Annotated in this window: 13 protein-coding genes and 1 pseudogene; 7 read left to right on the forward strand and 7 right to left on the reverse strand. The window is 63.8% G+C overall.

Annotated elements, in window-relative coordinates:
* Window positions 1-42: 42 nt before the first annotated feature.
* Window positions 43-2,208, reverse strand: a complete 2,166-nt coding sequence (gene katG, locus K3F49_RS18770) for a catalase/peroxidase HPI (protein ID WP_234682426.1) — start codon at window positions 2,206-2,208, stop codon at window positions 43-45.
* 114 nt (window positions 2,209-2,322) lie between these two features.
* Between katG and K3F49_RS18775 the strand changes: the two genes are divergently transcribed.
* The 4 genes and pseudogenes from K3F49_RS18775 to K3F49_RS18790 all read left to right on the forward strand — a co-directional run bounded on the left by K3F49_RS18775 (window position 2,323) and on the right by K3F49_RS18790 (window position 5,390).
* The gene (locus K3F49_RS18775; protein ID WP_234682427.1) at window positions 2,323-3,249 is read left to right on the forward strand and encodes a hydrogen peroxide-inducible genes activator; all 927 of its coding nucleotides are present in this window, start codon (window positions 2,323-2,325) and stop codon (window positions 3,247-3,249) included.
* Window positions 3,250-3,327: 78 nt separating this feature from the next.
* A pseudogene (locus tag K3F49_RS18780) lies at window positions 3,328-3,783 on the forward strand (N-acetyltransferase family protein).
* Window positions 3,784-3,874: 91 nt separating this feature from the next.
* Window positions 3,875-4,702 (forward strand): hypothetical protein, encoded by an 828-nt coding sequence (locus K3F49_RS18785; RefSeq protein WP_234682428.1) that lies wholly within the window; start codon window positions 3,875-3,877, stop codon window positions 4,700-4,702.
* A 91-nt stretch (window positions 4,703-4,793) separates the two neighbouring features.
* On the forward strand, window positions 4,794-5,390 hold the full coding sequence (locus K3F49_RS18790) for a glutathione S-transferase family protein (protein WP_234682429.1): 597 nt from the start codon (window positions 4,794-4,796) through the stop codon (window positions 5,388-5,390).
* Here the strand turns inward: K3F49_RS18790 and fabI are convergent.
* From fabI to fabA, 3 genes are all read right to left on the reverse strand, one after another.
* A complete protein-coding gene (gene fabI / locus K3F49_RS18795; RefSeq protein WP_234682430.1) occupies window positions 5,387-6,187 on the reverse strand; it encodes an enoyl-ACP reductase FabI in 801 nt (266 codons plus the stop codon). The genes K3F49_RS18790 and fabI overlap by 4 nt on opposite strands.
* 112 nt (window positions 6,188-6,299) lie before the next feature.
* The gene (gene fabB / locus K3F49_RS18800) at window positions 6,300-7,523 is read right to left on the reverse strand and encodes a beta-ketoacyl-ACP synthase I (protein ID WP_234682431.1); all 1,224 of its coding nucleotides are present in this window, start codon (window positions 7,521-7,523) and stop codon (window positions 6,300-6,302) included.
* Window positions 7,524-7,564: 41 nt separating this feature from the next.
* Window positions 7,565-8,086 (reverse strand): bifunctional 3-hydroxydecanoyl-ACP dehydratase/trans-2-decenoyl-ACP isomerase, encoded by a 522-nt coding sequence (gene fabA, locus K3F49_RS18805; RefSeq protein ID WP_234682432.1) that lies wholly within the window; start codon window positions 8,084-8,086, stop codon window positions 7,565-7,567.
* Window positions 8,087-8,437: 351 nt separating this feature from the next.
* On the opposite strand from fabA, the gene irrA reads away from it, so the two are divergent.
* Complete coding sequence (irrA, locus tag K3F49_RS18810) at window positions 8,438-8,929, forward strand: iron response transcriptional regulator IrrA (protein WP_234682433.1); 492 nt, start codon at window positions 8,438-8,440, stop codon at window positions 8,927-8,929.
* A gap of 125 nt (window positions 8,930-9,054) precedes the next feature.
* On the opposite strand, the gene K3F49_RS18815 is transcribed toward irrA, so the two are convergent.
* On the reverse strand, window positions 9,055-9,585 hold the full coding sequence (locus K3F49_RS18815) for an SH3 domain-containing protein (protein WP_234682434.1): 531 nt from the start codon (window positions 9,583-9,585) through the stop codon (window positions 9,055-9,057).
* 327 nt (window positions 9,586-9,912) lie between these two features.
* Here K3F49_RS18815 and K3F49_RS18820 point away from each other — a divergent pair, with 327 nt between their 5' ends.
* On the forward strand, window positions 9,913-10,914 hold the full coding sequence (locus K3F49_RS18820) for a 2-hydroxyacid dehydrogenase (RefSeq protein ID WP_234682435.1): 1,002 nt from the start codon (window positions 9,913-9,915) through the stop codon (window positions 10,912-10,914).
* Window positions 10,915-10,917: 3 nt separating this feature from the next.
* Here the strand turns inward: K3F49_RS18820 and K3F49_RS18825 are convergent, their stop codons facing one another.
* Complete coding sequence (locus K3F49_RS18825) at window positions 10,918-11,820, reverse strand: LysR family transcriptional regulator (RefSeq protein WP_234682436.1); 903 nt, start codon at window positions 11,818-11,820, stop codon at window positions 10,918-10,920.
* A 119-nt stretch (window positions 11,821-11,939) separates the two neighbouring features.
* Here K3F49_RS18825 and K3F49_RS18830 point away from each other — a divergent pair, with 119 nt between their 5' ends.
* The gene (locus tag K3F49_RS18830; protein ID WP_234682437.1) at window positions 11,940-12,947 is read left to right on the forward strand and encodes an aldo/keto reductase; all 1,008 of its coding nucleotides are present in this window, start codon (window positions 11,940-11,942) and stop codon (window positions 12,945-12,947) included.
* A 9-nt stretch (window positions 12,948-12,956) separates the two neighbouring features.
* Here the strand turns inward: K3F49_RS18830 and K3F49_RS18835 are convergent, their stop codons facing one another.
* Window positions 12,957-13,760, reverse strand: coding sequence for a HesA/MoeB/ThiF family protein (locus K3F49_RS18835; RefSeq protein WP_234682438.1), 804 nt, complete (start codon window positions 13,758-13,760; stop codon window positions 12,957-12,959).
* Window positions 13,761-13,778 lie beyond the last annotated feature (18 nt).

Genomic DNA, 13,778 nt, shown 5'->3' on the forward strand with positions numbered 1-13,778 from the left:
TCGCGGCCGCCCTTTTTGTTTGTCGCTGGCTGTGCGCGGGCGTCAGGCCGCGAGGTCGAACCGATCGAGGTTCATCACCTTGGTCCAGGCCTTGGCAAAGTCCTGCACGAACTGCTGCTTCGCATCCGATGCGGCATAGACCTCGGCGAAGGCGCGGAGCTGCGAGTGCGAGCCGAAGATCAGATCGGCGCGCGTGCCGGTCCACTTCACCGCATTGGTCTTGCGGTCGCGACCCTCGTAGGAGCCGTCAGCAACCGGCGTCCACTGCGTGCTCATGTCGAGCAGGTTCACGAAGTAGTCGTTGGAGAGCGTGCCCACCTTCGCGGTGAAGACGCCGGCCTTCGAACCGTTCGCATTGGCACCGAGCACGCGCAGGCCGCCGACGAGCACCGTCAGTTCGGGGCCCGAGAGCTTCAAAAGCTGCGCGCGATCGACGAGAGCTTCTTCCTGCTGCAGGAACTGATGCTTCTTGCCGATGTAGTTTCGGAAGCCATCGACCCGCGGCTCCAGCGGTGCGAAGGAGGCGGCATCGGTCTGCTCCTGCGAAGCATCCATGCGGCCCGGGGTGAAGCCAACCTTCACATCGACGCCGGCATCCTTGGCAGCCTTCTCGACCGCGGCGGTGCCGCCGAGCACGATCAGGTCGGCGATCGAGACCTTCTTGGCGCCGGCCGTCGCGTTGAAGTCCTTCTGGATCGCTTCGAGCTTGCCGAGCACCTTGGAGAGCTGAGCCGGCTGGTTCACCTCCCAGTCCTTCTGCGGGGCAAGACGGATGCGCGCGCCGTTGGCGCCGCCGCGCTTGTCCGAGCCGCGGAACGTCGAGGCCGACGCCCAGGCGGTCGAGACCAGCTCGGACACCGAAAGACCTGAAGCCAGGATCTTCGACTTCAGCGCAGCCACGTCCTGATCGTTGACCAGCTCGTGGTTCACGGCCGGGATCGGATCCTGCCAGATCAGCGTTTCCTTCGGCACCAGCGGGCCGAGATAACGTACGATCGGACCCATGTCGCGGTGGGTGAGCTTGAACCAGGCGCGGGCGAAGGCGTCCGCGAACTGGTCGGGGTTTTCGAGGAAGCGGCGCGAGATCTTCTCATAGGCCGGATCCATGCGCAGCGAGAGGTCGGTCGTCAGCATCGTCGGCCGATGCTTCTTCGACTTGTCGAACGGATCCGGAATGATCGCGTCAGCCCCCTTGGCGGTCCACTGGTTCGCACCGCCCGGGCTCTTCGTCAGCTCCCATTCGTAGTTGAACAGGTTCTCGAAGAAATTGTTGCTCCACTTCGTCGGCGTCGTCGTCCACGTCACCTCGAGACCGCTGGTGATGGAATCACCCGCGATGCCCGACGCGTGCTTGCTCTTCCAGCCGAGGCCCTGATCTTCCAGCGCGCCCGCTTCCGGCTCCGGGCCGACCAGCGACGGATCGCCCGCGCCGTGGGTCTTGCCGAAAGAGTGGCCGCCGGCGATCAGCGCGACGGTCTCTTCGTCGTTCATCGCCATGCGGAAGAAGGTCTCGCGGATGTCCTTGGCCGCAGCAACCGGATCAGGCTTGCCGTTCGGGCCTTCCGGATTGACGTAGATGAGACCCATCTGCACAGCGCCGAGCGGCTCGGCGAGCTGGCGTTCGCCGCTGTAGCGCTCATCGCCGAGCCACGTGCCTTCGGGACCCCAATAGAGCTCTTCCGGCTCCCAGACGTCGGCGCGACCACCGGCAAAGCCGAACGTCTTGAAGCCCATCGACTCCAGCGCGACGTTGCCGGCGAGCACCATCAGATCGGCCCAGGAAATCTTGCGGCCGTATTTCTGCTTGACCGGCCAGAGCAGCCGGCGCGCCTTGTCGAGGTTGGCGTTGTCAGGCCAGCTGTTGAGCGGAGCGAAACGCTGCTGACCGGCACCGGCGCCGCCGCGGCCGTCGGTGATGCGGTAGGTACCCGCGCTATGCCAGGCCATGCGGATCATCAGACCGCCGTAGTGACCGAAATCGGCGGGCCACCATTCCTGCGAATCCGTCATCAAGGCGGTCAGGTCCTTGATGACCGCGTTCAGGTCGAGGGTCTTGAACTCCTTGGCGTAGTCGAACGCCTTGCCCATCGGATCGGACAGGCCGGAATTCTTGTGCAGCATGTCGATGCTGAGCTGGGTGGGCCACCAGTCGCGGTTCACCGGCGTGGGTTTTCCGCCCGAAAACGGGCACTTCGAAGAGTCGTCCATGAATACCTCCTCTGGTGGCGTCGCACTCGCGCCATTGACCAGGTCGAACCACTCTAGGCGTCGCGTTCGATCAGGGGAAGTTGACTTTAGTGATCGCTGCGATAGGATTTTCTGATGATCAACGTGACCCTGCGCCAACTGCGATATTTCGACGCGCTGGCCCGCCATGGTCATTTCGGCCGCGCTGCGGAGTCCTGTTCCATCTCGCAGCCGGCGCTGTCGATGCAGATCAAGGAACTGGAAGAAGCGCTCGGCGGGCTGCTGCTGGAGCGCAGCGCGCGCCAAGTCGCGCTGACCCGGTTTGGCGAGGAACTCGCACAACGCGTCCGTGACATCCTGCGCTCGGTCGACGAGCTCGGCGATTTCGCGCGCGCCTCGCAGGACCGTTTTGCGGGCCGCCTGCGCATCGGCATGATCCCGACGATCGCGCCTTATCTCCTGCCCAAGATCACCAAGAACCTCACGCGCCTGCATCCCGAGCTCGACGTCCGGGTGCGCGAAACCATGACGCCACGGCTGATCCAGGAACTGGTCGAGGGCCGGCTCGACACCGCCATCGTTGCGCTGCCGGTCTCCGAACCCTCGCTCACCGAGGTCGCTTTGTTCGAGGAAAAGTTTTTGCTGGTGCGGCCGGGCACGGACGCGGGCACGCCGGTGCCGTCGCGCGAGATGATGCGCGAGATGCGGCTGTTGCTGCTCGAGGAGGGACATTGTTTCCGCGACCAGGCGCTGTCGTTCTGCAACATGCAGTCGGCGCCACCGCGCGAGATGCTGGACGCGAATTCGCTGTCGACGCTGGTCCAGATGGTCAGTGCCGGCATCGGCGTCACCCTGATTCCGGAGATGGCGGTGTCGGTGGAGACGCGATCGGCCTCGGTCTCGCTGTCGCGATTCCGCGACCCCGAGCCCTCGCGCACCATCGGCATGGTCTGGCGCAAGACCAGCCCCCTGGCGCGGCAGCTGCTGCAGATCTCCGAGGTGGTGTGTCTGTCGGCCGGCAAGGAGCGCCCGCGGCAGGCTTTGCGCGGCCAGCGGGGTTGAAGCGGGAATTTTCCGAGACAGCCGGGATCATTGACGTGACTTCCCGCGCACAGCGGACACACCGAGCTGGGAGTGCCAATGCCTGATCTGATCATCCGCCCCGCCCGCGCCGACGAATATGACGAGATCGGCCGTGTCTGGATGGAGAGCTGGGTCTCGACCGGGCTCGCCGAGGCCAGCGAATTCCTGCTGGCAAACCTGCGGGCGCGCATCCGGCGCGAGATGGAGAACGGCTGGAGCCTGTTCGTCGCCGACGACAACGGCACCATCGCCGCGATGCTCGCGCTGCATCTGCCAAAGCTCTATCTCGATGCTGTTCGTCGGGCCCGCTTATCAGGGGCAATCGCTCGGCCGGAAGTGCTCGCCTTCACGCGCACGAAGATGCCGGAGGAAATGTACTTGCGCTGCGTCCGCGAGAACGAAAAGGCCTGGCGCTGGTACGAGCGCGAGGGCTTTGTGTTCGAGAAGGAAGAGGTCGAACCGTCGAATGGATTCATGATGAAGTACTACCGGTGGATGCGGCCCGCCGGGTAGGCACCGAGTTCGGGACGCAGCTTGCGGTTGTCGCGATCCCACCCTAGTGTGGCGCGTCCGACAACTTCCTGCTGCTGATCCCCCGGAATCCATGCTTCGAATTGCTGTCTCGCTGATCGCGCTACTGTCCCTTTTGAGCTCGGCAGTCGCGCAAACCCCTCCCCCAACCACCGCACCTCCCGCACCGGCAAAACCGGCTGCCAAGAAGGCGGCGCCGAAAGCCAAGCCGGTTGCGAAGCAGCCGGTCGCGGTGGAGAGCGGCCCGTGCCGGCTCGGCGTGATCTCGGTGATCGGAGACCATTACTCGGTACAGAAATTTGGCCTCACGATCTTCGAGAATGAGGCAAGCGAGATCCCAATCGACTGGGGTCTCGATGATCTCGTCTTTGCGCGGGTGCGCGCGGCAACGAACAACGATCCTGCAGTGCGCAGGATTGCCTATCCCAAGGGCGTCTTCGAGCCCTTCTATAATCCGAAAACCTTCCTGATCCGCGATCCAGGAGAGCGCCTGCCGGTGATTGTGCGGAGCTTCACCGCGAATGCGAATTGCGAGCGCTATCTTGTCGCAACGACCTTCAAGGCGGAGCTGCCGAACACGCACATGGAGCTGAAAGGCATCGGCACCTACAATCAGGGCATCGGCGGCATCCTCCGCCACTCGCATCTTTTCGCCAATGTTGCGATTACGCTGGTCGACGGCCGCAGCTACGAGGAGATCAAGCGCCCCTTTGTGAATTTTGGCGCCAACTTTGCTGCAAGCATGCGACTGACCGAAGACCCGCTTACCAAGCTCGACAACTCGTTATTCCCAGATCCACCCGCGGCAGCTTCGTCCAATGCGGCGCTGCGCGAGAGGACGCGGGCACTCGTCGCGGACAGGCTCGACCGGGGCCTACCCGGCTATCTCAAGGAAGACTGAGTCGGAACAGAGCGTAGTGCATTGCGGATGCGATGCAGAAGCGGCATGAATCCGCCCCTCCTCGCCTCTCGCCAATGAAAGGTCCGCTCCCATGATCAAGCTCTATTGGTCGCCCCGCTCGCGTTCGTTTTCGACGCTCTGGCTGATGGAAGAGAGCGGGCTTCCTTATGAGCGCGTGCTGACCGACATTTCGACGGGCGCACAAAAGGCGCCGGACTATTTGAAGGTCAATCCGATGGGCAAGGTGCCGGCGCTGGCCGATGGCGATGCCGCGCTCGGTGAAGCCGCCGCGATCTGCGCCTATATCGCCGACCGCTATCCCGAGACGAAGCTCGCGCCGGCCGTGACCGATCCGCGCCGCGCGCGATATCTGCAATGGCTGTTCTTTTCACCGAGCTGCATCGAACCCGCGATCATCCAGATCTTCACCAAGATCGAGGTGCCCACTTCGACCGCGGCCTGGGGTAGCGCGACACAGGTGTTCGACGTGCTGGAGGCGGCGCTCGAAAAGGGGCCGTGGATTCTCGGCGAGGAATTTTCTGCGGCCGACATCACAATCGGCTCAGGCCTGAATTTCGCAGTGCGCCTGTTCAAGATGGTGCCGTCACGCCCCGCCTTCGATGCCTATATCGCGCGTTGCATGGCGCGGCCGGCGTTCCAGCGCGCGGAGAGCATCGCGGCGGGTTAGTCCGGCGTCTTCAAATCGTCCGGCCTCGGCATCAGGACGATGTTGTAGCCGGAATCGACATAGTGGATTTCGCCGGTCACGCCGCCGGAGAGATCCGACAGCAGATACAGCGCCGAGCCACCGAGCTCATCGAGCGTGACGCCGCGGCGGAGCGGCGAGTGCTTTTGCATGAAGGCAAACATCGCGCGCGCCTCGCCGATGCCGGAGCCGGCGAGCGTGCGGATGGGGCCGGCGGAGATCGCGTTGACGCGGATGCCGCGCGGCCCGAAATCGGAAGCGAGATAGCGCACCGAGGCTTCCAGCGCCGCCTTGGCCACGCCCATGACGTTGTAGTTCGGCATCGACCGCTCCGAGGCGCCGAAGGTCAGCGTGATCATGCTGCCGCCCTCCGTCATCAGCTCGGCGGCGCGTTTTGCGACCTCCGTGAACGAGAAGCAGGAGATCACCATGGTGCGCGAAAAATTCTCGCGGCTGGTGTCGGCGTAGCGGCCCTTCAGCTCGTTCTTGTCGGCAAAGCCGATCGCGTGGATCACGAAATCGAGCTTGCCCCACTTTTCGCGCAGGACGTCAAACGTGGCATCGACGCTGGCTATGTCCTCGACGTCGCAAGGCAGCACCAATTCCACGCCAAGCGAGTCTGCCAGCGGCTTGACGCGCTTGCCGAGGGCTTCGCCCTGGAAGGTGAAGGCGAGCTCGGCACCATGGGCATGCAGCGTCTTCGCCATGCCCCAGGCGATCGAATGATCATTGGCGATGCCCATGATCAGACCGCGCTTGCCTTTCATCAAACCTTCCATCTCGCGATTAATCTCCGCTTTCGTCACGCCTATCAGAGCTAGAAGCTAAGACGTGGATGGCCGGGACAAGCCCGGCCATGACGAGAAAATCAACAGTGCGCCAACAGTGGCGTCACACATCCAGCCGGCTGAACACCAGGGTGGCGTTGGTGCCGCCGAAGCCGAAGGAGTTCGACAGCACGGTACCGATTTTGACGTTGTCCATGCGCTTGCGCACGATCGGCATGTCGGCGAACACGGGATCGAGCTCCTGGATGTGCGCGCTTTCGCAGATGAAACCGTTGTTCATCATCAGCAGCGAATAGATCGCCTCCTGCACGCCGGTCGCGCCCAGCGAGTGACCGGTCAGCGCCTTGGTCGCCGAGATCGGCGGGCACTTCTCGCCGGCGCCGAACACGCGGCGGAGCGCGTCGATTTCCGGCGGATCACCTGCCGGCGTCGAGGTCGCGTGCGGATTGATGTAGTCGACCTTGGTCTTCACCGTCGACATCGCCATGCGCATGCAGCGCTCGGCGCCTTCACCTGACGGCGCGACCATGTCGTAGCCGTCCGAGGTCGCGCCATAGCCGACGATCTCGCCGTAGATGCGCGCGCCGCGCGCCTTGGCGTGCTCGAGCTCTTCCAGCACGAGGACTCCCGCGCCGCCGGCGATGACAAAACCGTCGCGGTTGACGTCGTAGGGACGCGAGGCGGTGGCGGGCGTGTCGTTGTACTTCGAGGACATCGCGCCCATGGCGTCGAACAGCACCGACAGCGACCAGTCGAGCTCTTCGCAACCGCCGGCGAAGACGACGTCCTGCTTGCCGATCTGGATCGTCTCATAGGCATTGCCGACGCAGTGGTTCGACGTCGCGCAGGCCGAGGAGATCGAATAGTTCACGCCCTTGATCTTGAACCAGGTCGCGAGCGTCGCCGACGCCGTGGACGACATCGCCTTCGGCACTGCGAACGGACCGACGCGCTTCGGTCCCTTGGTGCGGGTGATGTCGGCGGACTCGACGATGGTGCGCGCCGAGGGGCCGCCGGAGCCCATGATGATGCCGGTGCGGATGTTGGAGACTTCGTCAGGCGACAGACCGGAGTCCTGGATCGCCTGCTCCATCGCGACATGATTCCACGCCGCGCCCTGGCCGAGGAAGCGCATCGCGCGGCGGTCGACCACCGTCGAAGGATCGAGCGTCGGCGCACCCTGCACCTGCGACCGGAAGCCAAGCTCGGCATATTTCTCAGCCCGAGAAATGCCAGACTTCGCCTCGTGAAGGCTCGCAAGCACTTCCTGGGTGTTGTTTCCGATCGACGAGACGATACCCATCCCGGTGACCACAACCCGCCTCATGACAGCCTCGCCCTATATCGTTGTCTTCTTGGTGATGCGCGTTAGCTCAGGCTCGTGCCCTGCTTGAACAGGCCGACCTTCAGATCCTTCGCGCGATAAATAATCTGGTCGTCGACCGAAAGCCATCCGTCGGCAATGCCGAGCACGAGCTTTGAACGCATCACGCGCTTGATATCGACGTTGTACACAACCTTGCGGGCCTCGGGCAGCACTTGGCCGCTGAACTTCAATTCGTTCAAGCCGAGCGCACGGCCGCGACCTTCGCCTCCGGTCCAGCCCAGATAAAAGCCGACCATTTGCCACAGCGCATCGAGGCCGAGGCAGCCGGGCATCACGGGATCGTTCTTGAAGTGGCAGCCGAAGAACCAGAGGTCGGATTTCACGTCGAGCTCGGCGCGTACCACGCCCTTGCCGTACTCGCCGCCATTATCGCTAATTTCCGTGATGCGGTCGAACATGAGCATCGGCGGCAACGGCAGCTGGGCATTGCCCGGGCCGAACATCTCGCCGCGGCCACATGCCAGCAGATCTTCGTATTCGTAACCGTTGCGCCCGTTCAGCATGGAAGCCTCTGTTTGAACCCCGATTGAGCGGCGTTTCTGGCGAAAATGGGCCCCGTTTTCATTCGGAAAGCAACGCCAATTGCCGTCGTCAGGCGCGAATGCCGAGAGCCCGGATGGACTTGCGAACCTGGCCTCAATGCCTGGCCGCGCCGCGATCGGCTAAGCGGAACCGCGGGCTCTCTAACACAGGCCTTTTCGGGTGGCAAAGCTGTCCCATGAAGGTAAAATGACCGGGACACGGCTCGGTTCCTCCGTTGATTAGAACCACTCTAGTTGCGAGAAACTTGCATCTGCATCTATCTGTCCATATATTGCAGATAGATAGTGTTCACGCGTGCCCGAATTCTGGAAATGAACGAAAACAACGCCACTCATCACGACGAAGAAGCCCATGCGGCGGCCCTTCTGTCCGGCCGCCAGCCGGCCCTGACCGGCTGCCCCTGGCACGACGTCAATGAAATGCTCCAGTCTGCCGGCCTGCGCCCGACGCGCCAGCGCATGGCTCTGGGCTGGCTGCTGTTCGGCAAGGGTGCACGCCACCTCACGGCCGAAATGCTCTACGAGGAAGCGACGCTGGCCAAGGTCCCGGTTTCGCTCGCGACCGTCTACAACACGCTGAACCAGCTGACCGATGCCGGCCTGCTGCGTCAGGTCAGCGTCGACGGCACCAAGACCTATTTCGACACCAACGTCACGACCCATCACCATTACTACCTCGAGAACAGCCACGAGCTGGTCGATATCGAGGATCCGCATCTGGCGCTGTCCAAGATGCCGGAGGTGCCGGAAGGCTACGAGATCGCGCGCATCGACATGGTCGTGCGCCTGCGCAAGAAGCGCTGAGATCGTCCTGAATTTCTGAGTTTGTCGTCATGGCCGGGCTTGTCCCGGCCATCCACGTTTTTGGCCAGCAAGAAGCTCGTGGATGCCCGGGCATGACGGGCTGAGATTGCAACTCGCCCTTCGGGTCAGTTCACCTGCTCGTCCGAGTACACGCCCCAAAGGCGCTCCTGCTGGATCCAGCCGTCAAAGCCGTTGCCGGTGACGTGGCACCAGCTTGTGGTGCACTTTTTCACCTGCGTGACGACGCCCGCCTGGAGTTTTGCGGCCACCGCACTGTCGGCATCGGCGCGGTCATAGATCGGCGCGAGTTCGTCCTTGTGCTTCATGGTGACCACCGCAGTGCGGCGGCCCGACAGCAGCGAATGATAGACCCAGCCCTCGGCGCCCTCGGAATCACGCACCCGGCGCCAGTTCTCGAACTCGGCGGTGATTTCAACCGGCAGGCCGGAACGGGTGTAGACCCAGGCCACGTCATTGTCCTTGGTCGGGCCGGCGCGGACATTCACATGATCCGATTTGAGGCTGACATAACGCGGCACCGGAAGGCCGCTGGCCGTCTGAGGGGTGTTGTCCTTGGCGGAGTGCCCGGGGCTGACCGATGCGCTCAACCAGGTGCAAACGAGCGCCATCACCGAACAAAAACGCCCCAACGCCATCAACCCGTCTCCTGTCGAAGACCTCGGCCTGAGCCCGGTCCTCACCCCAAATCCAAAGCCTGCCCTGTAGACCCCGTTCCCGCGCCACGCGCGGTGTTCCCCAAGCCAAACCCGTGGTTCTTGTCTTGGCCCGGCCTTCTGCTAGAGAGGACGGACATCTGAACAACCCGTTTGCCCCGATTTTCCGGCCGGAAAGTGGGGAGGAAAGCTTGAAGGAAACGCCGGGGACGACACGGCAAAGACAGTGTCGGACAACCGGGTTAATGAGGCCTCAACGGCCGGCCTTTGGCGACAGAGGCGGTCTGCAACGCCTCATGAGGGCAGGACATGTCGGTGAAGAAAAAGCCCCTCGTCGTGGTGACGCGCAAGCTCCCGGACTCGATCGAGACCCGGATGCGCGAACTGTTCGACGCACGCATCAATCTCGACGATTCGCCGATGTCGGCCGAACAGCTCGCGGAAGCGGCTCGTACCGCCGACATCCTGGTTCCGACGGTCACCGATCACATCAGCGCCGACATCGTCAATCAGCCCGACTGCAGGCTGCGCCTGATCGCCAATTTCGGCAACGGTGTCGACAATATCGACGTCGAAGCCGCGCATGCCCGCGGCATCACGGTTACCAACACGCCAAAGGTTCTGACCGAAGACACCGCCGACATGACCATGGCGCTGATCCTGGCCGTGCCGCGCCGGATGATCGAAGGCGCTTCGGTGCTGACGGAGGGAAAACCCTGGGCAGGCTGGTCGCCGACCTGGATGCTCGGCCACCGTATCGGCGGAAAGCGCCTCGGCATCATCGGGATGGGCCGCATCGGCCAGGCCGTCGCGCGCCGCGCCCGCGCCTTCGGCTTGCAGATCCACTATCACAACCGCCGTCCCGTCGCGCCGAAGATCGCCGAAGAGCTTGGTGCGACCTATTGGGAAAGCCTCGACCAGATGCTGGCGCGGATGGACATCATCTCCGTGAACTGTCCGCACACGCCGGCGACTTATCACCTGCTGTCGGCGCGACGGCTGAAGCTGATCCGCAAGGACGCCTACATCGTCAACACCGCGCGCGGCGGGGTGACCGACGAAGACACGCTGATCAAGCTGATCGAAGGCGGCGAGATCGGCGGCGCCGGCCTCGACGTCTACGAGCACGAGCCGGCGGTCAACCCAAAGCTGGTACGTCTCGCGAGGGCCGGCAAGGTGACGCTGATGCCGCATATGGGCTCAGCCACGATCGAAGGCCGCGTCGAGATGGGCGAGAAGGTGATTATCAACATCCGCACCTTCCTCGATGCGCACAAGCCGCCGGATCGCGTGCTGCCGAGCATGCTCTGAGTTTTATTTGCTGCGCTTGCGCCAGTCGGCGACGAAATCGATGAAGGCGCGCAAAGCGGGCGGCGGCTGGCGGCGGCTGGGGTAGTACAGGAACGGGCCCGGAAACGGCTCGCACCAATCCTCCATCAGGCTGACCAGCGCACCGGATTTCAGGGCATCACCGACATAGCCATCGAGCGTTGCCCAGATGCCGGCGCCGTCGAGCGCGGCGCGCATCGCAAGGCCCATATTGGTCGAGATCAGTTTTGCCGGCGGATCGACCTTCACGACCTGGCCGGCTTTCTCGAACTCCAGATCGTGCATGACGCCGCTCGAATAGCGGGCGCGGATACAATCGTGCGCGAGCAGATCCTTCGGATGCTCCGGCCAGCCGCGTCGCGCGAGGTAGGCCGGCGACGCGACGACGACATAGCTTTGCGGACCGCTCAGCGGGATCGCTACCATGTCCTGCGCGAGATGCTCGCCATAGCGCACACCGGCATCGTAGCCCCCGCCCACGATATCGACGAAACCACTCTCCGAGACGATGTCGAGATCGACCTGCGGATGGGCAGCGAGAAACGGTCCGACCATCGGCGCCAGCACCAAATCGACCGCCGGCGGTGGCGCGTTGATGCGCAGGCGGCCAGAGGCGACCTCGCGCAGGCCCCGGACCTGATCCAGGGCATCGCCGACGTCGCGCAAGGCCGGCGCCACCCGCGATAGCAACAGCTCACCCGCCTCGGTCAGCGCGACACTGCGGGTGGTGCGGTTCATCAGGCGGACGCCGAGGCGCTCCTCCAGATCCCGCAATCGCTGGCTAAGGCTCGACACCGACACGCGAATTTCGACCGCCGCCCTCCGGAAATTGCGGGTTCGGGCAACGGCCACGAAGGCGTCGAGATCGCGCAGGTCGAGATCGATCATTGTTCGCCAGCGTGAACAAGTTATTCCGGATTGTCCAGCTTATCGGCGCAATCGGGAAGGCGCATATCTGGTCTCGTCACGCGGCGCCATCAGCCGCCAGCTTTTCGAGGAGAGCCATCATGGAACAGCGTAAACTCGGTTCGACCGGCCCCAATGTCTCCGCCCTGGGCCTCGGCTGCATGGGCATGTCAGAGGTCTACGGCCCCGCCGATCGCGGCGAGAGCATCGCCACGGTTCACGCCGCGCTCGATGCCGGCATCACGCTGCTCGACACCGGCGATTTCTACGCCATGGGTCACAACGAGATGCTGGTGCGCGAGGCACTTAAAAATGTCGCGCGCGAAAAGGTGCAGATCAGCGTGAAGTATGGCGCGCTGCGCGGTCCCGCCGGTGACTTCATCGGAATGGACACGCGGCCGGCCGCGACCAAGAATTTTCTGGCCTATTCGCTGCAACGCCTCGGCACCGACTACATCGACGTCTACCGGCCGGCGCGGCTCGATCCCTCCGTGCCGATCGAGGAAACGATCGGTGGCATCGCCGATCTCGTGAAGGCCGGTTACGTCAGGCATATCGGCCTGTCCGAGGTCGGCTCCGACACCATCCGCCGCGCGCACGCGGTGCATCCGATCGCCGACCTCCAGATCGAATATTCGCTGATCGAACGCGGCATCGAGCGCGACATCCTGAACACCTGCCGCGAGCTCGGCATCGCCATCACCGCTTATGGCGTGCTGGCGCGCGGCCTGATCAGCGGCCATTGGTCAAAGGAGTCCGGCAAGACTGGCCGCGACTACCGGCTGATGACACCGCGCTTCCAGGGCGCGAATCTCGATGCCAATCTCGCGCTGGTGGAGCAGCTGCGCGCGATCGCCGCCGAGATCGGCGCAACGCCGGCACAGGTCGCGATCGCCTGGGTCGCCGCGCAGGGCAAGGAGATCGTGCCTTTGATCGGCGCGAGAACCCGCACCCGTCTCAGCGAAGCGCTGGGTGCGACCAGGGTGACGCTGACGCCGGCTCAGCTGACCGCGCTGGCAAAAGCCTTCCCGCCGAATGTTGCCGCCGGCACGCGCTATGCGGCCGAGCAGATGGCGCATCTCGACAGCGAGAAGCCGGCCACCGCGTAACTGTTGCAATCAGGTGCGATGGGCACTGAGGTCAGTCATGACCGGCCCATCGCCATTGAGCGGATTGGCCGGATCGCGCGCGTAACGCAATGTCTCGAAGCGCATCGCGCGCGCATCGATCATCAGGAGGCGGCCGACCAGGCCGTCGCCGAAACCGACGATCTCGCGAATCGCCTCCAGCGCCATCATCGAGCCCATGACGCCCGCAAGCGCGCCCATGACGCCGGCCTCGGCGCAGGCCGGTACGGTGCCGGGCGGGGGCGCCTCTGGAAACAGACAGCGATAGGTCGGGTTGAATTCGCCCCGCTCGTTTGTCTCATGCGCGCGGATGGTGGTGAGCGAGCCGTCGAAAGTGCCGAGCGCCGCTGATATCAGCGGCCGCTTCGCAAAGAAGCAGGCATCCGAGACCAGATAGCGCGTCGAGAAATTGTCGGAACCGTCGAGCACGAGGTCGTAGTCGCCGATCAGCGAGAGCGCATTGTCGGCATTGAGCCAGGTGGCGTGGCCGACAAAGCGCACATGCGGATTGAGCGCCGTAATCCGCTCGGCCGCGCTCTCGACCTTGTGCCGGCCGATGTCAGGCGTGGTATGGATGACCTGGCGCTGAAGGTTGGACAGCGACACGACGTCGTCATCGACGACGCCGAGCGTGCCGATGCCGGCCGCTGCCAGATACATCAACGCAGGCGCGCCGAGCCCGCCGGCGCCGATCACCAGCGCAGAGGCCCGCTTCAGCGCAGCCTGGCCGGGACCGCCGACATCGCGCAAGACGATATGACGGGCATAGCGTTCGAGTTCGTCCGGGCTCAGCACCTTCTGTTACTCCTGAAC

The organism is Bradyrhizobium monzae (assembly GCF_021458635.1).
GTDB lineage: Bacteria > Pseudomonadota > Alphaproteobacteria > Rhizobiales > Xanthobacteraceae > Bradyrhizobium.

Bases quoted from the DNA above. Each gene is read 5' to 3' on its own strand.
- fabI (WP_234682430.1), bottom strand. From the start codon at position 6,187: ATGGAAGGTTTGATGAAAGGCAAGCGCGGTCTGATCATGGGCATCGCC.
- fabA (WP_234682432.1), bottom strand. From the start codon at position 8,086: ATGCTGAACGGGCGCAACGGTTACGAATACGAAGATCTGCTGGCATGT.
- K3F49_RS18790 (WP_234682429.1), top strand. From the start codon at position 4,794: ATGATCAAGCTCTATTGGTCGCCCCGCTCGCGTTCGTTTTCGACGCTC.
- K3F49_RS18830 (WP_234682437.1), top strand. From the start codon at position 11,940: ATGGAACAGCGTAAACTCGGTTCGACCGGCCCCAATGTCTCCGCCCTG.
- K3F49_RS18820 (WP_234682435.1), top strand. From the start codon at position 9,913: ATGTCGGTGAAGAAAAAGCCCCTCGTCGTGGTGACGCGCAAGCTCCCG.
- katG (WP_234682426.1), bottom strand. From the start codon at position 2,208: ATGGACGACTCTTCGAAGTGCCCGTTTTCGGGCGGAAAACCCACGCCG.
- K3F49_RS18815 (WP_234682434.1), bottom strand. From the start codon at position 9,585: ATGGCGTTGGGGCGTTTTTGTTCGGTGATGGCGCTCGTTTGCACCTGG.
- K3F49_RS18825 (WP_234682436.1), bottom strand. From the start codon at position 11,820: ATGATCGATCTCGACCTGCGCGATCTCGACGCCTTCGTGGCCGTTGCC.
- K3F49_RS18785 (WP_234682428.1), top strand. From the start codon at position 3,875: ATGCTTCGAATTGCTGTCTCGCTGATCGCGCTACTGTCCCTTTTGAGC.
- K3F49_RS18775 (WP_234682427.1), top strand. From the start codon at position 2,323: ATGATCAACGTGACCCTGCGCCAACTGCGATATTTCGACGCGCTGGCC.
- fabB (WP_234682431.1), bottom strand. From the start codon at position 7,523: ATGAGGCGGGTTGTGGTCACCGGGATGGGTATCGTCTCGTCGATCGGA.
- irrA (WP_234682433.1), top strand. From the start codon at position 8,438: ATGAACGAAAACAACGCCACTCATCACGACGAAGAAGCCCATGCGGCG.